16 protein-coding genes and 3 pseudogenes are annotated in these 18744 nt (G+C 57.3%); 10 read left to right on the top strand and 9 right to left on the bottom strand.

The genetic code is table 11. The features are described from left to right. Nucleotides 1-91: 91 nt before the first annotated feature. From C4J85_RS10130 to C4J85_RS10105, 6 genes and pseudogenes are all read left to right on the top strand, one after another. Nucleotides 92-826, top strand: coding sequence for a hypothetical protein (locus C4J85_RS10130; RefSeq protein ID WP_124403742.1), 735 nt, complete (start codon nt 92-94; stop codon nt 824-826). A gap of 114 nt (nt 827-940) precedes the next feature. Then, entirely contained in the window at nt 941-1156 is a 216-nt protein-coding gene (locus C4J85_RS10125) for an AlpA family transcriptional regulator (protein WP_124362248.1), read from the top strand. A 12-nt stretch (nt 1157-1168) separates the two neighbouring features. Beyond that, nucleotides 1169-2020: a ParA family protein gene (locus tag C4J85_RS10120; protein ID WP_124406850.1), complete on the top strand. Its 852-nt coding sequence runs from the start codon at nt 1169-1171 to the stop codon at nt 2018-2020. Nucleotides 2021-2111: 91 nt separating this feature from the next. Further along, nucleotides 2112-2804, top strand: a pseudogene (locus C4J85_RS10115) (ornithine cyclodeaminase); the annotation flags it as partial. Nucleotides 2805-2951: 147 nt separating this feature from the next. After that, nucleotides 2952-4367: pseudogene (locus C4J85_RS10110) on the top strand (amino acid permease). A gap of 272 nt (nt 4368-4639) precedes the next feature. Then, the gene (locus C4J85_RS10105; protein WP_124362246.1) at nt 4640-4819 is read left to right on the top strand and encodes a hypothetical protein; all 180 of its coding nucleotides are present in this window, start codon (nt 4640-4642) and stop codon (nt 4817-4819) included. A gap of 204 nt (nt 4820-5023) precedes the next feature. Here C4J85_RS10105 and C4J85_RS10100 read toward each other — a convergent pair. The 3 genes and pseudogenes from C4J85_RS10100 to C4J85_RS10090 form a co-directional block, all read right to left on the bottom strand. Then, nucleotides 5024-5756, bottom strand: a pseudogene (locus C4J85_RS10100) (LysR substrate-binding domain-containing protein); the annotation flags it as partial. Nucleotides 5757-5782: 26 nt separating this feature from the next. Then, nucleotides 5783-7006 (bottom strand): MFS transporter, encoded by a 1224-nt coding sequence (locus C4J85_RS10095; protein ID WP_256657472.1) that lies wholly within the window; start codon nt 7004-7006, stop codon nt 5783-5785. A gap of 59 nt (nt 7007-7065) precedes the next feature. Further along, complete coding sequence (locus C4J85_RS10090) at nt 7066-7740, bottom strand: RraA family protein (protein ID WP_124406849.1); 675 nt, start codon at nt 7738-7740, stop codon at nt 7066-7068. 244 nt (nt 7741-7984) lie between these two features. Between C4J85_RS10090 and C4J85_RS10085 the strand changes: the two genes are divergently transcribed. From C4J85_RS10085 to C4J85_RS10075, 3 genes are all read left to right on the top strand, one after another. Beyond that, complete coding sequence (locus C4J85_RS10085; RefSeq protein WP_124403739.1) at nt 7985-8977, top strand: hydroxyacid dehydrogenase; 993 nt, start codon at nt 7985-7987, stop codon at nt 8975-8977. A gap of 79 nt (nt 8978-9056) precedes the next feature. After that, the gene (locus tag C4J85_RS10080) at nt 9057-10385 is read left to right on the top strand and encodes an MFS transporter (protein WP_124403738.1); all 1329 of its coding nucleotides are present in this window, start codon (nt 9057-9059) and stop codon (nt 10383-10385) included. A 231-nt stretch (nt 10386-10616) separates the two neighbouring features. Next, a complete protein-coding gene (locus C4J85_RS10075) occupies nt 10617-11390 on the top strand; it encodes an amidohydrolase family protein (protein WP_256657471.1) in 774 nt (257 codons plus the stop codon). Here the strand turns inward: C4J85_RS10075 and C4J85_RS10070 are convergent. The 6 genes from C4J85_RS10070 to C4J85_RS10045 form a co-directional block, all read right to left on the bottom strand. After that, the gene (locus C4J85_RS10070; protein ID WP_124406848.1) at nt 11373-12104 is read right to left on the bottom strand and encodes an IclR family transcriptional regulator; all 732 of its coding nucleotides are present in this window, start codon (nt 12102-12104) and stop codon (nt 11373-11375) included. The two genes, C4J85_RS10075 and C4J85_RS10070, sit on opposite strands and share 18 nt — an antisense overlap. 329 nt (nt 12105-12433) lie before the next feature. Then, complete coding sequence (locus tag C4J85_RS10065) at nt 12434-13459, bottom strand: amidohydrolase (protein ID WP_124403736.1); 1026 nt, start codon at nt 13457-13459, stop codon at nt 12434-12436. 21 nt (nt 13460-13480) lie between these two features. Beyond that, nucleotides 13481-14770, bottom strand: coding sequence for an OprD family porin (locus tag C4J85_RS10060; RefSeq protein WP_372240631.1), 1290 nt, complete (start codon nt 14768-14770; stop codon nt 13481-13483). A 91-nt stretch (nt 14771-14861) separates the two neighbouring features. Next, nucleotides 14862-15734, bottom strand: a complete 873-nt coding sequence (locus C4J85_RS10055; protein ID WP_124403734.1) for an ABC transporter permease — start codon at nt 15732-15734, stop codon at nt 14862-14864. Next, nucleotides 15727-16539 carry an ABC transporter ATP-binding protein gene (locus tag C4J85_RS10050; RefSeq protein WP_124403733.1) on the bottom strand — a complete coding sequence of 271 codons (813 nt, stop codon included), beginning with the start codon at nt 16537-16539 and terminating at the stop codon, nt 15727-15729. Before C4J85_RS10050 ends, C4J85_RS10055 begins: the two co-directional genes overlap by 8 nt. Before the next feature lies 1 nt (nt 16540). Further along, complete coding sequence (locus C4J85_RS10045; protein WP_164487526.1) at nt 16541-17572, bottom strand: ABC transporter substrate-binding protein; 1032 nt, start codon at nt 17570-17572, stop codon at nt 16541-16543. Nucleotides 17573-17800: 228 nt separating this feature from the next. Here C4J85_RS10045 and C4J85_RS10040 point away from each other — a divergent pair, with 228 nt between their 5' ends. Then, nucleotides 17801-18721: an SMP-30/gluconolactonase/LRE family protein gene (locus tag C4J85_RS10040; RefSeq protein ID WP_124403731.1), complete on the top strand. Its 921-nt coding sequence runs from the start codon at nt 17801-17803 to the stop codon at nt 18719-18721. Nucleotides 18722-18744 lie beyond the last annotated feature (23 nt).

The raw sequence follows: 18744 nt of genomic DNA, 5'->3' as shown, positions 1-18744 counted from the left end.
GCTGGCACACGCCTCGTTTATTTCATTGTCAGCATGGCCGCCCAAACTAGGAATTGATTGATGACTTCACTTTTCATGCAAGGTATTGATCATGCGAAAACTACCTACTCCGTTAATCAAAGCCTATTACCACCCGATTGAAGCGGCGATCCGCTGGAGCAACCTGCACCGCTTCGAACCCTTGATCCTGGCCCAACTCGGTAACCGTCTGCGCCCGACCCAGGACGACTTTCCACGCTGGCCAACCCTGTATTTGAATAGCGAGCGGCTTTATTGCGGGCTGCACAACGGTGATCTGCCCTTCGGCAAACACGGCGTCATTTGCCGGGACGTGAGCCTACTCGATGACCCGGGCCTGTGCGTATGCGAGGTGCATCTGAAGGCGTGGATGCAGCAAAACTACCCGGAAGAAAAACCGCGTTTCCTGTATGGCCCGGCCGAACGCCGTGGCCTGAGTTGGGCGGCATTGCAGGAGATGTCCGCTAATCACACGGCACTGAAAGTGCAGCTCGACATGTGCGCTGATAAAACCGCGCAGTTGAAGGAACGCAATACCCTGCTCAAACGTAGTTTAGCCGAGATCCGGCGCTTGCCGCCGCCCGGCGAGGAACTCAGTGATCGCGGCCGCTCCGCACTGTTGAACATCATCGACGGCCTGCTGACGGCGCTGCGCGGCAGCTCGCCCGGTGGCCAGCGTTACAGCCAGTTCGACAGTGACGCGGCGATCATCCAGACAGTCATGACCTACCACGGCGGGCGGGTGAGTATTACCGAGCGCACGATGCAAAAGCATTTCGCGGCCGCTCGCCGCAGCTTGGCCGCTTGAGCCTGCTGGCCGGTGCCGCACTTGCGGTGGGACGCGCCGTAGTTGCGGTAGCCGTCGGCTGAGGCAGGCTATTGAATACCGATCACCCTATACAAGCCTTCCGGAGTGATCACCATGACTGATAACACCTCCATAGCCTCCCACGCCGAGCGCCGGGTACTGCGCCGGGTGGATGTCGAGCATAAAACCGGCCTCAAGCGCGCTCACTTGTACGCTCTGATGCGTACCGGGCGCTTCCCTAAAAGCATTCCACTGGGCATCCGTGCGGTGGGCTGGGATTCGCTGGAGGTTGAACAGTGGATCGCCGAACGCCGCGCCGAGCGCAACTGAGGGGAGATGACCATGCGTGTTGTGTCCCTGATTTCCACCAAAGGCGGTGTCGGCAAGACCACCACGGCGGCTAATCTCGGCGGCTTTGTCGCCGACGCCGGCTTGCGCGTGTTGCTGCTGGATCTGGATGTGCAGCCGACCCTGTCCAGCTACTTTGCCCTGACTCGCCAAGCATGTGCCGGCGCTTATGAGTTGCTGGCCTTGAACGAGCATGACCTGCAGCGGTTGGTGTCGCGCACCAGCATTCCCGGCCTGGATCTGATCCTCTCCAACGACGAATTGGGGCAGCTCGGCACCTTGCTGTTGCATGCCCCCGATGGGCGCTTGCGGTTGCGCAACCTGTTGCCGACTTTTGAAGCGTATTACGATCTGCTGCTGATCGACACCCAGGGCGCGCGCAGTGTGCTGCTGGAGATGGCGGTGCTGGCGGCAGACCTGGCGCTGTCGTCGGTGACCCCGGAGATCCTCGCAGCGCGCGCACTGCGCCGGGGCACCTTGCAGTTGCTGGACGATATTGCGCCCTACCGTCACTTGGGCATCCAGCCGCCGCCGCTGCGGTTGTTGATCAACCGTGTGCACCCGGTCTCGGCCGATGCGCGGCAAATTCAACGGGCACTGCGCCAGGTGTTCGGCCATAGCGGCGGGGTCCAGGTGCTGCACACGGCGGTGCCGGCGATTGATGCCTATCCGCGCGCCGCTACCCAGCAGTGGCCGGTGCATCGGGTCGAATACCGTAAGCCGTCAGGCCGCGCTGCCCCCGCTGCTTTGGAAACAATGCGCGCATTGGCGGGTGAACTGTTCCCGGCCTGGATGGAGCGTTTCGCCACGGTCACTGGTCGTGGAGGACGCCCGCATGGACATTAATCGTTTGCCGCGCCGCCTGCGCCGCTTGATCTGATGGCGCTGCGCGAGGGCTGGTGGGTGCGGATCAGCCCCGACCTGCAACTGACCTTGCGCAAGCCCGGCCTCCCGCCGATCCACACCGGCACCCGCGCTCATTGGCAATGGCGCTCAGAGCGAGTTTCAGGCGCTTGCCTTCCATGAAATGCTGGGCATCAGCGAAATCCGCATCTTCGATATTGATCGCGATGCCTCACTCAAGCTGCTGCGTAACCTGGCGGCTTTCCCGACGATCAACGTGATTCACGTCGACTCCATACAGGAGGCGGTCAAGGGCGCGCACATTGTCACCACCGTGACCGCCGACAAGGCCTACGCAACGATCCTGACGCCCGAGATGATCGAGCCCGGCATGCATATCAATGCCGTCGGCGGCGACTGCCCGGGCAAGACCGAACTGCACGCCGACATCCTGCGCAACGCCCGGGTCATCGTGGAATTTGAACCTCAAACGCGGATTGAAGGTGATATTCAGCAACTGGAGGCTGACTCGCCCGTCGTCGAGTTTTTCCAAATCGTGCAAGGCGACGTCCAGGGACGCGAGAACGATGAACAGGTGACGGTCTTCGATTCCGTGGGCTTTGCCCTTGAGGATTTCTCGTCGCTTCGCTACCTGCAGGCGATGGCGCACGAACATCAGGTCGGTCGGCACATCCACCTGGTCCCCACGCCTGAAAATATAAAGAACCTGTTCCAGATGCCGGATCAGCAGCCGGCCAAAGCCGCCCATCTGCGCACGGCCAGTTGACCTGCGAGTGACGCCCCCGGCATTTGAACTGGGGGCCGTCACTGTCCACATAAAACAACACCGTCACCCGCCATTGCCTCCTGACAATGGCGCTGGATATCCACTTTTCTGCCAAAACTCAAAAACATAAGATCAAGAGGTTTTGAAATGAAATCGAATTCATCAGAGCGGGCTGAGCAGCCTGCGCTGCAGCGCACGCTCAGCAATCGTCACATCCAGTTAATGGCCATGGGCGGCGCCATTGGCACGGGCTTGTTCATGAGCTCCGGAAAGATCATCGCCCTCTCCGGCACCTCGATCATCCTTATCTACATGATCATTGGCCTGTTCGTTTACTTCGTCATGCGTGCCATGGGCGAAATGCTGCTTTCCAACTTGAATTTCAAGACCTTTGCGGATTTCGCCGGCGCCTACCTGGGGCCCCGCGCCGCATTTTTTCTCGGCTGGTCGTATTGGCTGAGCTGGAGCGTTGCGGTGATCGGCGATGCCGTCGTGGTGGGAGGCTTTTTCCAGTACTGGTTCCCCCACCTGCCCGCCTGGATACCGGCTATCGGGATGCTCGCGACACTGTTCGCCCTGAACGTGCTGACGGTCAGGCTTTTCGGTGAAGTCGAATTCTGGTTCGCGATCATCAAGATCATCGCCGTGGTGACGCTTATCGGCGTGAGCATCGTGCTGATTGCCAGCTCGTTCGTATCCCCCAGTGGCGTTACCGCGTCCCTGGGCCACCTGGTGGATAAGCAGGCTGCATTCCCTCATGGCGTGCTGGGTTTCTTTGCCGGCTTCCAGATGGCGATATTTTCCTTTGCCCGCACCGAACTGATCGGCACCGCTGCGGCAGAAACCCGGTCTCCGGAGCGGACCCTACCCAAGGCAATCAACTCGATTCCGCTATGAATCATCCTGTTCTACGTGTTGGCATTGGGCTGCATTATTGCCGTGACGTCCTGGCAACAGGTGTCACCTGTAAAAAGTCCTTTTGTCGAACTTTTCCTCGTCGCCGGCTTTCCCGCAGCAGCCGGCATCGTTAACTTCGTGGTCCTGACATCCGCCGCGTCATCGGCCAACAGTGGCTTATTCTCCTCCAGCCGTATGCTGTTCGGGCTGGCGAATCAGGACAACGCCCCGGGTATTTTTCGGCGACTGTCGGGCAACAGTGTGCCGCTGCTGAGCCTGGCCTTCACCACCCTGTTGATGCTGGCGGGTGTACTCGTGCTGTTCATCGTTCCGGAAGTCATGACGGCATTCACCATCGTTTCCACCGTGTCAGCGATTCTGGTGATCTTCACGTGGTCGACCATCCTCGCGTCCCACATTGCCTATCGCAAAAAGCATCCTGAGCTTCACGCCAAGTCGTCTTACAAGATGCCGGGCGGCGTCCCGATGGCATGGTTCTCACTGGCTTTTTTGGGCTTCGTTCTGTGCCTGCTGGCACTAAGACCTGACACCCGCGTTGCCTTGATGGTCATGCCGGGGTGGTTCATATGGCTGGCAATTGCTTATCAGCTGACACGTAGCAGGAAGCCAAAAACCGCAGTTGAATCGGCAAGTCAATTCGGTTGAGCTGCTAACGAGGCCTCTGCGCCAATCCTGAACAGCACCCGCCGAACTGACAATGCAGATAAGCCTGCTTGCCCAGCATTGCGGTGTGTCGGTCAATAGATAGACTGAGCGACACACCGCAATCCCGAACACTCCTGGCCGCATCAAGCAAGGGAATACAACCCAGCGGTAGAAGGACCCATCCGAAAGTTGATGCACAAGGAATCGTAAAGGGCTGTGCCAGCGGTGTACTTGAATACGTACTTGAAAACCGTGGCTGGAGATGGATTTCAGTGGAATTCGGAAAACGAAAAAAGCGGCTCACGGATGCTATTTCCGTGGTACCGCACCTGAAAAAAGAGCAAAAAAAGCGACCTGTTAAGGTCGCTTTCTTTCGCTTCAAGGAGTTCAAGGGCCTCGAAGCTAAATATGGCGCAGCGGACGGGACCATTACTCACCCTCCAAATTCTTGAAAGTCTTAGGGTTTCAGAATGTAACAGTTTCTTTATGGCCTGAATTGTGTACTCATTAGCTGTCACTGTAAACAGTTCCCCTTAACCAACGCTGTCTCAGTATCGGAAGGGTTCGACAAGGTAATCCAAGAAGCAGCGCACCCGAGCTGGAACATGCGCTCCATGTGAGTCCAGATGAAAGTCGTTCCAACTTCCAGATCGCTCTTACAGGTCCGATGTTTGATGCGCAACATCCCGGTGCCTCGAAGATGTCTCCTGTTGAACTTCAGCGGCGAGCGACATCGATGCAGCTAATTTGGCGATCCACGTCAGGCACTGCTGCAGCAACGCCGACTCATCCCCTGCCCTGTAACTGACAATAATCGGCGAAGTCGCCAAAGGTTCCAACAAGGGCGAGTAGCCAATATCGTCGCGGTGCAAACGCTGCACCGAAGCCGGTACCAGGGAAATGCCAATACCCGCCGCTACTAGCCCGATGGCGGTCTGCAGTTCATTGGTCATTTGCGCCACACGGACCTTCAAGTCATGCCGGGCAGATAGCCGCAGCACATGATCGGCATAGCTGGGGCGAATATTGCCAGGATAGAGTACAAAGGGTTCGAGGGCCAATTGCTCCATGCTTACCGTCGCGCCCAGCAAGTGGTGCCCGGCGGGCAGCGCCACGACCAGGGGATCCTGATGTATAACTTTTTTGCACCACGGCGGCGTCGATGTGGATGCGCCCGAAACCGATATCGATACGCCCACTTTTCAGGGCTTCGACCTGCTGCAACATGACCATTTCCGACAGGCCCAGCTCGATACCGCCATCGCTGCGCAGGCGTCGGATAAGCTCAGGTAGCGCGCCGTACAGCGTCGACGGCGCGAATCCGATCCCCAACCAGCGCCGTTGCCCCTGAGCAATACGCCGGGTGTCATCGCAGACCCGCTCCAGCTTCTATTTCAGACTGCCCCTAGGGCACGTTACCCACGATTGGCGATTTCACGACCAATAACGATCATTAACAACAGTCCACCAGCTATGCCAAGCGTCAAAGGCGCCCCCAGGTGGGCCGCAATTAGTCCCGCAAACAGCCCCCCAATGGCCTCGAAACCGAAACGCAATGCGATGTAAAACGCAATGACTCGTCCGCGAAGTGCGCTGGGCGCGCCACTTTGCAGTTGCATATTACTGCTCACATTACTCACGGTGATCCCAAACCCGAGGACTGCCAAACACACTAACGCCAGCAGTAGATGGCCAGGCACAGCCAGCCCAAGCAAGCCCATTGCGCATAACACCGCTCCAGCCAATATAAAATGCTGCAACCTCGACGCTGAACCGCTTACCGCTAACACGACGGTCGCCAGGAAAGCGCCGGCACCTGCAGCGCCCCATAGCCACCCAAGCGTGCGAGCATCCCCCTCATAAACTGTCTTGGCTAAAATGGGCAGCAACGCGGTATAGCAGGACGCGAGGAGGTTGATAATCACGACACTGACCATCAACCGCCGAACTTCAAGCGTTCTCCAGAGATAACGCACCCCTTCTCGAAACACTTCACCTGTTGAGCCACTGGCTCTTGGGCTTGGCGTCACGCGCACTTTCATGAGCCCGATCAGCAGACACAGAAACGCCAGGGCAGTCAGTAAAAAGCAGCCTGCCTCCCCCGCCAAGGCAATCAAGGCACCGGCCAAGGGTGGCCCGACAAAGCGAGCCGCATTGATTAACATGGCGTTAAGTACGAGGGCATTGGGCAGGTCGGCCGGATCAGGAACAAAGCTTGTGATCAACGCCTGACGGAGCGGAGTCTCCACGGCATTGAGCAATCCGAGCAGCAAAGCCATGAGCGCAATAGTCAGGCCGTTCATCCATTGCCCATAGGCGAGAATCGCCAGTGCCAAGGACTGTAGAGCGAGGACGGTCTGCACGATAATCAGCAGGCGACGCTTGTCGTGCCTATCCGTCCAGGCGCCTGCCAAAGGGCCAATCAGCAGCTGTGGCGCCAGACTGAGGAAGGTAATAGCGCCGAGCAGCACCGCCGAGCCTGTCAGGTGATAGGTCAACCACGACAACGCGACTTGTTGAACCCACTTGCCTAGGGTGGAAACGGCTTGCCCTGCAAAATAGATTTGAAAATTGCGATGTGCCAGCGCCCTCACGGATGCAGGCCACTGACTACGGTGCGTGGTGTGGGGGTCAGGCAAGTCATTGCTCCTGATTGACAAGTAACAGTAATGCCCGCCCCGCACGCATCAATGGCAGATTACGGCAGCAGGCAACCTTTTTTCTTCAGCGATTCCAGTACCCAGGTACGGTCGTTGGTGCCTATAGCAATCTGCTCCATCTGCTTGCTCTCGGCGGCATGCTTGGCAGCCGCCCACTCATAGACTTCGCCGACTTGATCGAATGGCACACACAAGAGGCCGTCATCATCGCCAATAATCAGATCGCCGGGCTCAATCACCATACCATCGATCGCAATGGGCACGTTGATCTCACCCGGACCATCCTTGTAAGGGCCGCGATGTGAAATGCCTGCCGCGAACAAGGGAAAATCATCCGCGCCGATGACTGCCGAATCTCGAATCGCGCCATTGATAACGATACCCGCGACACCGCGCTTGATGGCGTAAGCAACCATCATTTCGCCGATCAAGGCATTGGATAGATCGCCCCCAGCATCGACGACCACCACATCACCCGGCTCCGCTATATCCAGTGCGTAATGCAGCATGAGGTTGTCGCCCGGACGGGCTTTGACCGTGAGCGCCGGGCCAGCCAGCACACCGGCACGATGCATAGGACGAAGCTTGGCGCCACCGGCGGTCATGCGGTTCATTGAGTCGCTGACATTCGCCACTGGAACTTCCCGGTAACGTGCGACCCACTCGGCATCGACCTTGCGCGCACGTTCCAAAACCCTGAATCCAATGCTCATGCGACCTACCTCTATTGACGTTGTTTTATTGAATTTATTCGCAGTCGTTGGCCAAGCAGCCAAACCTTAATTTCAGAATTACATTTCATTTATTCAAAATCAACATCAAATTCGCACCAGCAATCTGCACATCTTCGTATTTTCATCATCAATATTGCAACGTCATTTCATTATGGTAGTGTTGACTCACTGCAATGCATCATTTTCGACCGTCAGCCACAACCATAAAAACAAGGTACCTGTCATGACCCGAACCATCCTGCTTACCGGGCCCGAACTCGCCACTGACGCCATGAACCTGGCCGCGAGCCAAGGCGTCAGGGTAATCCCCACAACACCCTACCTTTCTTCTGAAGAGCTGGAAGCGATAATCCGTGCGGAGCAACCCGATGCAATCATTGTCCGCCAAGGGCAATTGACCCGCGCCATGATTGAGGCGTCCTCCAACCTCAAATCTATTGCTAAGCACGGCGTGGGTTACAACACCATTGATATTCAGGCGGCCGCAGACCATCGCATTCCGGTCAGCATCGCTGCCGGCGCCAACGCGCAGTCCGTGGCCGAACTCGCCTTCGCGCTGATGTTCAGCGTGGCGCGCCAGACCGCATTGCTGGACGCACGCATGCGCGACGGTCACTGGGATAAGTCCTCGGCGAACGGCATTGAATTGTTTGGCAAGACGCTCGGACTGGTTGGCTTGGGCTCGATTGGCAGCATCCTGATGGACCTGGTTGCCCCTTTGAACATGAAGGTAAAGGTCTACGACCCCTACTTGAAGCAACTACCGCAACGCGCTCACGTGGAGCGCGAGGACGATTTCGATCGACTCCTGGCCGAGAGCGATATCATCAGCCTGCATTGCCCTCTGACCGACTCCAGCCACAATCTGATCGGGGCTGCACAGCTGGCGCGCATGCGCCCGGGCAGCATCCTGATCAACACCGCCCGGGGCGAGTTGATTGATACCGGGGCACTGGTCAAGGCATTGAGCGAACGCAAGATAGCCGGCGCCGGCCTGGACACCTTCAATCCGGAGCCGCCCCCTGCCGACAGCCCACTCTGGGGCCTGCCGACACTCGTGGCCACGCCACACGTCGGCGCAAATACCTCCGAGGCACGCGACCGCGTAGGCCTCGTTGCGCTTCAACAGATTTTCGATGTGTGGGCGGGCAAGGCTCTGGATCCTCGCTGCGTTGTCAACCGACACCTATTCGATGTCTGTTCAGCTGTGGAGTGATCCCCACTGTCTTCCCTGAAAAACGGGAACCTCAAAATGAAACGCGACACTCCAGAAAAAATAACAATCGGAGAGCCTCATGACTACAGCAACGTCCCCCATAAGCGAGCTAGAGCGCAGTACGATGCACAGGGTCGCCTGGCGAATCCTGCCCTTCCTGATCATCTGCTATTTGATCGCGATCATAGACCGCGGCAATATCGGCATGGCTTCGCTGCAGATGAACGGAGACCTGGGCCTGACGGCGAAAGTTTTTGGTTTCGCGAGCAGCTTGTTCTTCGTTGCTTATTTCCTCCTCGAAGTACCCAGTAACCTGGCCATGCAAAAATATGGCGCGCGTATCTGGATCGCCAGGATCATGATCACGTGGGGGCTCATCTCTGCGGGTACAGCGTTCGTGCAGGGCGCCCATTCGCTGTATGTGATGCGATTTCTGCTCGGCGCCGCCGAGGCGGGCTTCTTCCCTGGCGTACTTCTTTACCTCACCTACTGGCTGCCCTCCGCTTATCGTGCACGGATGGTCGCGATCTTCATGGTGGCTATTCCTGCGGCCAACTTCATTGGCTCGCCACTGTCCGGCCTTTTGCTCAGCCTGGATGGCTGGATGGGGATGCGCGAGTGGCACTGGCTATTCATTCTAGAAGGCATACCCGCTGTATTGCTGGGACTTGCCTGCCTGTTTGTGCTGACGGATCGCCCCGAGCAAGCCAAGTGGCTCACTGATGAACAGCGTAGCTGGTTGGCTAAACGCCTGGCTGAAGAAGCCTCGAAAAAAACTGCAATCGGGCATATCTCCTTGTGGAAGCTGCTGCGCCATAAAGACATCTGGGTGCTCGCACTGATTTACTCGGGCGCGTCCGCCGCTGGCAGCACCATGAGCGTATGGGCCCCTCAGCTGCTCAAGACCTTCGGGTTGAGTTCCCTGGAGATTGGCCTGGTGAACGCCATTCCCTATGGCATCGCCTCGGTACTCATGATCTTTTGGGGACGCAGTTCCGATCGCACCGGGGAACGTCGCTGGCACACGGCAACGACCTTGTTGCTGATCGCGGCTGGGTTGCTCATGACGCTGTTCACCTCCTCGCTGATCGCGACCGTCATTATGCTCACCATGGTTCTGGTCGGGGCATACTCAATGAAAGGCCCATTCTGGGCACTGGTTTCCGGCTGGCTGTCATCCTCCACCGCCGCCGCAGGGCTCGCGGCAGTCGGCGCGATGGCCAACCTGATCGGTGGCGGCCTGATGGTGAATGCCTACGGTGCGATCCACGATGCAACCGGCAGTTATGCCCTGGCGCTCATGCCGCTGGCAGCCCTCTGCACATTGGCCGGAGTCATGGTTTTGGTGGTCGGTCGCAAGCGTCAGCGCGAACAAGCCGAGCTGGGCGCGTCCATGATCGCCAAGTAGATACTTCTTAATCAAGGCTACGATGCCAGCGCTTCCCTATCGGAGCGTTGGTATCGCGATGTAAAAATAATAACAAGAGGTTTTGCGATGCTTCTATCTCGTCGCCGCTTTCTGCAAGCAGGCAGTGCACTGGGCGCTGCTGCGTCCATGGGCGCTTTTGCAAACGTTCCTTTCAGCCAAGGGGATGAAAGGCCGAAGCTTACGCCACCGGCCGGCAGCGTGGATTGCCACATGCACCTGTATGACGGCCACTATCCCACTGCACCCAATGCAACCTTGTTCCCGCCCGATGCTTCACTGGAAGATTATCGTCAACTGCAAAAACGCCTGGGCATGAAAAGGATGGTTATCGTAACGCCATCCACGTATGGCACCGACAACCGCATTTTGCTCGATGGGTTGCTTCGCAGCCGCGGCGATGCACGCGGGGTCGCGGTTGTCGATGGCTCAATCACCGACAGGGAGTTGGCGCGCCTGGACAGCGCCGGCGTGCGCGGCATACGGTTTAATCTTAGTGTTGGCGGTGCGGCACTTAATGACCTGGAATCGCTTGCCTTGCGCGTGAATGAACTGGGCTGGAACGTTCAGATTGCACCCGGCCCGCTTCTGGTCGATCTGGAGCCCCGATTGGCGAAGCTTGCGGCAAAGGTGGTCATCGATCACATGGGACATGTGCCACAACCGGATGGACTGAACTCTGCCGCCTTCGCCTCGATCACCCGGCTGCTGAATAATGAAAAAACCTGGGTCAAACTGTCCGCCCCTTACTTGCGTTCAAAGACAGGGGCGCCGAGGTATGAAGACGTCAGCAAGGTAGCCAGCGCGCTGATCAAGCATAACGCCGAACGTATGCTGTGGGGGAGCGACTGGCCCCACCCGACACTTGCAATAGACCAGAAACCTGATGACGCTAATATCCTGGATCTGTTGGCGTTCTGGGCTCCGGACGCAGGTACACGCGAATTGATTCTGCGCGACAACCCCACCTCACTTTACGGCTTCTGACTCCACTCCGGCGGTTTGGCCGTCCGCCGGCTTTAGCCCCAGGCTGCGCATCAGGTCGCGCGCAGCCTCGAAGAAAATGTCCTTCAAGTTATCGGCGCACTCCTCTGTCAGTCGGCTGGCAGGCCCTGATATGACGAGCGCGCCCATCAACTCTTGCTGCCCCCCGTAGATCGGCAGCGCGATAGAGGACGCATGCGGATCCGTCGCACCGCGAGAATAGTAAGGCTTTTCCAGTGCAATGCCGACATGAAAAGGTGCCCGCAACGCCTGGGCTCCAGCTGCCTCGTCCATGGGACGCATATCGCCAGGCTGCATATTGAGTCGCAGGCGATGTGAAGAATTCACGCGGTACTGACACATCCGATAGGCGCCATGGCGAACATAGAAAGAAACGGTCTCACCCGTTTGACCGGAGAGGTGCAGCAGTCGCGGCATCACATGACGCTCAAGATCAAGCGACTCCTGATACACCGCGTTAAGCCTCATGACCTCGCTGGCCAACTGATAACGCCCGTCGGTCATCCGCGTGATGTAGCCTTGGTTTTCAAGCGAAACCATCAAGCGCATGATCGTGCTCTTGATGAGCCCCGTTCGTGCCACCAGCTCAACCAGACTCAACGCAGAATCGCCGATTCGAAATGCAGACAGAACGGTCAAGACTCGGTCAGCCGAAGCCACACCGTTCACCGCTGGACGCGGCCGCGCCTTTACCATCGAATATACCTCTATTGCTGGGCCCGTCTGAAAAACTGTCAGGGCAGGAAAATCCATTATCTTACAACGATAGTCTCCTCGCCATCCCCGTGACTATTGCGTAGCCAAGGGTGGGTTTGGTCGTACTGGAATAGTCGTTTGGGGAGAACACCCTGCTGCTGATCACCGCACTTCTGCGGGGCCTTCCGCTGACCACAGAGGGATTTTCCAGCCTTTGAACGCTGTGTAAATACCTATGCCGTGATGCGTGGGCCAGGTTGATCTTCGTCATCGGTGCGATGGTGAAGCGTCGCGGACGCATGACCGAGCGTTTAGTTGGAATACCGCCGTCAGTTGCCCTCCCCCAGGTACACCTCGCCAGCCGTTCCACTGAACAACCTGTCCTTCTGGTCGTCAGTGAAGTCGAAAACCACTCGCTTAAAGGCATTCCACAACACAAGGTAGCTGAACATCCCTTTATCCACCGGAAAATTGCTTTCGAACATGCAGCGCTCGACACCGAACGTTTCGATCGCATGCATCAGGTAGGGTCTCCAGAGTTGGGCAAGCTCAGAGGAGCCAGGAGGATCAAGCTGCGCATCCAGATCGAAACCTGCCACTCTCATGCCCAGACCGCCGAGTTTCATCCTTATGTTCGGATACCGCGCCAGCCGCACCAGCATAGAAGCCCAATGAACAAAGACCTCATCCCGTCTTCCAGCATAGGGGCCCGCGCCCAACGGCCCGCCCAAGTGATCCACAACAATGATGAGTTCAGGGAAAGCCTTCGCCAACTCTACGACCTCGTCCAACTGAGTGTGATAAGCCCATACATCGAGGCTGAGACCGTGTCGCGCCAAATGAGCGGCTCCCCGCCGAAACGCCGGCACTTGCAGCAAGCCGGGAGGCGCAGGTTTCGGGTTCGATACAAGCCGCTGATCAGCATGCCAGGCGGTGGTATTGCGTATACCCCGGAATCGATTTCCTGCTCTGTGCCGCATCAGCTCCAGGACTGGCGCGACATCATCACCCAATAAAAGATTTGCACCGCCGACAATGGCTGCACACATGCGTAAATCCCCCATCAGCCCACTCGCACTGTGCGCCGCAACGCCATTGGCGTACTCGACCTCACCCAAAGTCTGAACAGGTTCAGCGTCATCGACGGACAGCATCGAACGACACTGAATGTAAACCGACGCAACCACTCGATGTCCGCCGGTTACATCGGCCAAATAGTCTTCGGCCAAGTATCGCTGCCCAGGTCGTTCCCACAAATGATGGTGCGCATCGACAATAGAACGAGCAGGGTCGAGGATAGGTTCTTGCACCCGCGCAAGCCAATCCGGTCGTACAGGTGCATGGGGAGATTGCATGATCACTCCAGGACTGGACGTTTAGAATAACGGCAGTGTGTAGTTGACGATCAGGCGATTCTGATCACCATTACGCGCGGCCTCGCTGCGCGCCATACCGTTGCGCCAGGCGAACCCGACCCCTTTGAAGGTGCCCGTCTGTACAACATAGTCCAGCGACACGTCTCGCTCCCACTCTGACTGCTCCGCTCCACTTGCGGTTTGAATATGGTCCCCCTTGAGGTACATCACAGAGGCTTTAAGTCCTGGAACACCAGCAGCCGCAAAGTCGTAAGCGTATTGCGCAAATCCGGTGCGCTCACCCGCACGCGTAAAACTGAGCAGCATTTTGTCGGTCCACAGATACAGGCTGCTGCCTCCCGCGCCTTTATCGATGGAACCCTGGTTTATCTGAACGAAATTGCTGTTATCGGATACATCCTGATAGCCCAGCGTTACAGCGTGGCCACCCAGGCGATAGGTGAGTGCCGCGCTCCACAAACTGTTATCAACCTCGCCGTCCCCATCCGCCGTGTAGCCACTGGTCACGTAGCCTTGAGAGCGGCCGGCAGCGGTGCCATTGGCCCCGTCGGAGCGAGTACGGAAATAGCGCAGGTCAGTGGCCAGGGAACCCACATCGCCAAGACTCCAACTGTGGTTGAGCCCCAGAAAATTCTGCGTGTAATAGTCCTCGAGCTGCCCGGTGTAGTACTGGAGCGTGAGCGATTTATCAACGCGATAATCGACCCCGGCGAAGTAAAAACGGTTGCTTTGCTGGGTACCCCCACTCACAGCCAGCCCGGTGCGGTCAGTAGGGGCTCGCCCCGTTGCACGATCCAGCGCGCCACCCATCAATGTGAAGTCCTTGAGCTCCCCGGACTGTATCTGTACGCCCTGGAACGTTTGCGGCAACAGACGGCCGTCCGACGCCACAAGGACCGGAATCTTTGGCATCAACTGACCATACCGAAGCTCGGTTTCGCTCATTTTCAACTTGGCCGTCGCGCCAAACCGACTCCACTCATTTACAGCCCCGTCGCCATCGGACGGAATCATCGAACTGCCCGGATGACGCCCACGCCCGCTATCCAATGTAATGCCGAGCATACCCATGGCATCCACACCGAACCCTACAACGCCAGGTGTGTAACCGGAGCGATAGTCAAGCAGAAAGCCCTGGGCCCATTCCTCAATCATGGAAGGCTTGGCCGGTCCGTCCCGGTTGTCGCTGTTGAAGTAAAAGTTACGCATTGACATATCGGCGTGACTATCTCTAAGAAAGTCAGCATGTGCATGCACGCCAACAAGACCCCAACACAAGGCTACCGTCAGTCGAGAGAAGGTGATTACGGTTTTCAAGGCAAATGCTCCCAACGAGCGCCTGGTGGACGCCCGGAGTTAATTATTATGGCGTTATTGTTGATTAGCCCTGCATGCCCCAACGACGCACGGTGAGGACTTCGATACTGCGGAACACCAACCCTTCAACCACTAGGCCGATGACAATCACCATCAGTAAACCCGCGAATACGTTGGGGGTTTCCAATGCATTGCGATGCTGGAAAACATACCAGCCCAACCCGCCTGAATTGCCCGACACACCAAACACCAATTCCGCGGCAATCAGCGTACGCCAGGCAAACGCCCAACCAATCTTCAAGCCTGCAAGGATTGAAGGTACGGCCGCGGGAATCAGAATCCTGAGGACAAGGCCCAGACCACGCAGACCGTAATTTCGCCCAGCCATGCGCTGCGTTTGACTCACCGACTGAAACCCCGAATACGTATTGAGTGAGACGGCCCAGAGAACGGAGTGGACGATCACCAACATCAAGCTTTGAATCCCCAGGCCAAACCACAGCATGGCCAATGGAAGAATGGCGATGGCTGGCAAAGGGTTGAACATGGCCGTCAATGTCGCCAGCACGTCAGTACCCAGCCGAGTCGAGACCGCCAATGTGGTGAGCACAGCAGCCAGCGCAATAGCCAATGCGTAGCTGATCAACAGTACTTTGAGCGAACTGGCCACCGCCAAGGGCAACACCCCACTGGCCAAATCCTGCGCCATTGCGACAGCGGTCTCGCTGAATGTAGGAAACATGAGGGAATTACCCAGGTAGCGTGCATAGACCTCCCAAATCAACGCCAGCACCACCAATACCAGTGATCGTCGCACGCCAGCATTGGCGTAAAGACGCTCCACCAGCCCCAGGCGACGGGCAATATCACCGACCTGTCCGGTTCTGACAGGGGCATACTCGATATCTGGACGTGCTTGAATCACTTGCTTATTCATGAGCAGTCTCGCTGTGACCAAAGAGCATTCGATTGATACGCTGCTGAAATGCCCCGAAGGCTGGCGACCCCTGCTCGGCAAAGCCGAATGCACTTGCGTCGAGCTCGGCACGCACCTGTCCGGGATGCGGGGTCAGCACTAGAATCCGCGAACCCAGCACGATGGCCTCGTCAATGGAATGGGTAACGAACATCAGCGTGAAGGGCGCCTGCTCCCATAACGCCAAGAGTTCCTCCTGCATGCGCCGTCGAGTGAGCGCATCAAGCGCTGCAAACGGCTCGTCCATCAACAAGACGGCGGGCTCCATCGCCAGGGCTCGGGCAATAGCCACACGCTGCTTCATGCCTCCGGAGAGCTGATGCGGGTAGGCATCCTTGAATTTTTCAAGCCCCACCTTTATGGCTGCACGCGTGGCGCGCTCGACAATCTCATTGCGTGGAAAGCGGCCGGATACCCGAAGCGGGAACATGATGTTGTCAAGAACGGTCTTCCATGGCATCAGTTGATCGAACTCTTGAAACACCATCATCCGATCCGGACCGGGTTCGCGCACAACCTGTCCCTCCAGGCAGATCTGCCCGGCGGCGGGCTCGATGAACCCACCCACACTCTTGAGCAGGCTCGACTTACCGCAACCCGACGGTCCCAGCAGCACAAAACGATCATTGCGCTGCACATTAAAAGATACCCCATGAGTAGCCGTGATCAACTGTTCGCGCGTCTTGTACTGCAACGTTACGTTCTCGACGGTGAGCAGCGCGCGGGTCGCGACCTCAGGACGAGAAAGGGATGAGAGAGCCCCCATATCAGCTACCCTCCCCTTCGGATACTGGCGCGAAGAACACCTGTCGCCAGTCACTTGGAGCGGTTTTGAGCGCCCCCGAACGCACCATGAAGTCTGCCAGCGCCATGACGCCGTGAGGTTGCACCGACCACTCGCCACTCACTTGACGCAGCATCGCCTCCACTTGGTCAACTGAAAGACTTGAAGACTCACTGGCTAAAAACAGTTCTGCGGCCTTACGCGGCTCTTTACGGATGTAATCGTTGGCCTCGCTGATGGCGGCCACTACCGCAGCGCTAAGCTCTGGGTTTTTCTTGACGAAACGCCCGGTGCTGGTCAGCACGCCACTGGTCATTTGCAGGTTCAGTTCGGTGGAAAAGTCGAAAAGCTTGCTGACACGCGGGTCCTGGGAAAGCTGATAGCTATAAGGGTTTGGCCCGATGTAAGCCTTGACCCCTGTTCTATTAAGCAAGCTCGAGGTCGCATCGGGATGCGGCAGACTTACCATGAGGTTGTCCAATCGGTGCACCCCATCGGGGCCGAATTGGCGCTCCGCAGCCATTTGCAGCAACAGTGCCTGCTGACCGCTTGGAGAGCTGACCGCGATCTTGTCGTCGGGCTTGAAGTCCGCAATGGACTTGATAGAAGGATCATTGACGAAAAGACCGTTGTCACCCGCCACAAGGCCACAGAGCACGCGGACATCCAGTGAAGTACGGGTCTTGCTCCAAGCCACCAGAGTCCCTGAAAGGCCATAACCTCCGATGTCCACATTGCCGCTGAGCAAGGCATCATTGATAGCTGGCGAACCGCTGATGCGTTTGATTTCAAAGGTGGTTTGCGCTTGACCATGGGCTTTGGCATGGGCCTGGAACATACCCAGCTTGTCGGCGACCGTGACCGGGAGGTAGGCATAGCCGTACTGGATGGCGAGCGTGACTTTATCCTGCTCGGTTTGAGCGCATGCGGGGCCAGCTAAAAGCGCGCAAGTGATGGAGGCGAAGCAAGCGGATAACGCAGGGCGACAACCCTTTTTCCGGAACGAACGGAGCATACGGACGACCTCATTATTTTTGTTTTTTTGAAATGCCATTTCTTTTTATATGGCACACAAAGCGAACTCGTCGTCAAGCTCGTGGATTTACCTCATCTAAATTCTATTTTTTAGACATAGACAGATCGCCTTTCGTCAGAAATTGTTTTATTTTGAAACGACATTGCATTAAACAAGATTAATAACAATTCATGGGCGACCACGCCCATCCCGCCGCCAGGAGCGAAAATGAGTTTTTTTGCCGCCCCACCGACCCTCCAGACCAGCGTGTTCACGCGTCTGCCGGACCACTTTCGCAACGCACGTCCCTCGGCCTGGGCGAATGCCAACCGCCAAGGTCGAGCAATAGATTCGTTTCTGGAAGGGCCGTCGTTTGATCGAGAAGGTCGCCTGTATGTGACCGATATCCCCAACGGGCGCATCTTCAGGGTTTCCCCTCTCGGCGAATGGGAACTGGTATGCACTTATGACGGGTGGCCGAACGGCCTGAAAATCCACCAGGACGGGCGCATCTTCATCACGGATTACAAGCACGGGATCATGGTGCTCGATCCGACAACCGGCGATATTCAGCCATTTCTGGCGTCGGCGGGGTCCGAAGGGTTCAAGGGCGTGAATGACCTCGTCTTCGCGCCGAATGGTGACCTGTACTTCACCGATCAAGGCCAAACCGGCCTGCAGGATGCGAGCGGTCGGGTTTACAAACTCGACATCAATGGCAACCTGACTTGCCTGCTCAATACCGTCCCGAGCCCCAACGGCATCGTCTACGACCCCAACCTGAATCACCTGCTGATTGCAGTCACTCGCGCCCAACAGATTTGGCGTATCCCGCTTGGCAACGGATCAATCGTTGGCAAGGTCGGGGGCTTCGCCCAGTTGCACGGAGGCCTCGGCGGCCCCGATGGGCTGGCGCTTGATGCAGAAAGCAATCTCTACATTGCGCACACGGGCTTCGGTTCCGTCTGGAAACTTTCGAAAGTGGCAGAACCGCTGCAACGCATCGTTTCTTGCGCGGGCATCAGCAATACCAACCTGGCGTTTGGTGGCGAGGACGGTCAGACGCTGTTCATTGTCGAGTCCGAAACCGGGAGCATTCTGCAAGTCGAAACCGCCGCACCCGGATTGCCGATGTACTCCCATGCCTGAATCCGCAGTGCAGTTCACACAAC

Source organism: Pseudomonas sp. R4-34-07, assembly GCF_003852375.1.
Taxonomy (GTDB): domain Bacteria; phylum Pseudomonadota; class Gammaproteobacteria; order Pseudomonadales; family Pseudomonadaceae; genus Aquipseudomonas.
This window is presented reverse-complemented; position numbering and strand designations above follow the sequence as displayed.

Coding starts and splice junctions, on each gene's coding strand:
- C4J85_RS10055 (WP_124403734.1), bottom strand. CDS start 15,734: ATGAATAAGCAAGTGATTCAAGCACGTCCAGATATCGAGTATGCCCCT.
- C4J85_RS10045 (WP_164487526.1), bottom strand. CDS start 17,572: ATGCTCCGTTCGTTCCGGAAAAAGGGTTGTCGCCCTGCGTTATCCGCT.
- C4J85_RS10085 (WP_124403739.1), top strand. CDS start 7,985: ATGACCCGAACCATCCTGCTTACCGGGCCCGAACTCGCCACTGACGCC.
- C4J85_RS10090 (WP_124406849.1), bottom strand. CDS start 7,740: ATGAGCATTGGATTCAGGGTTTTGGAACGTGCGCGCAAGGTCGATGCC.
- C4J85_RS10065 (WP_124403736.1), bottom strand. CDS start 13,459: ATGCAATCTCCCCATGCACCTGTACGACCGGATTGGCTTGCGCGGGTG.
- C4J85_RS10070 (WP_124406848.1), bottom strand. CDS start 12,104: ATGGTAAAGGCGCGGCCGCGTCCAGCGGTGAACGGTGTGGCTTCGGCT.
- C4J85_RS10080 (WP_124403738.1), top strand. CDS start 9,057: ATGACTACAGCAACGTCCCCCATAAGCGAGCTAGAGCGCAGTACGATG.
- C4J85_RS10125 (WP_124362248.1), top strand. CDS start 941: ATGACTGATAACACCTCCATAGCCTCCCACGCCGAGCGCCGGGTACTG.
- C4J85_RS10075 (WP_256657471.1), top strand. CDS start 10,617: ATGCACCTGTATGACGGCCACTATCCCACTGCACCCAATGCAACCTTG.
- C4J85_RS10040 (WP_124403731.1), top strand. CDS start 17,801: ATGAGTTTTTTTGCCGCCCCACCGACCCTCCAGACCAGCGTGTTCACG.
- C4J85_RS10130 (WP_124403742.1), top strand. CDS start 92: ATGCGAAAACTACCTACTCCGTTAATCAAAGCCTATTACCACCCGATT.
- C4J85_RS10120 (WP_124406850.1), top strand. CDS start 1,169: ATGCGTGTTGTGTCCCTGATTTCCACCAAAGGCGGTGTCGGCAAGACC.
- C4J85_RS10050 (WP_124403733.1), bottom strand. CDS start 16,539: ATGGGGGCTCTCTCATCCCTTTCTCGTCCTGAGGTCGCGACCCGCGCG.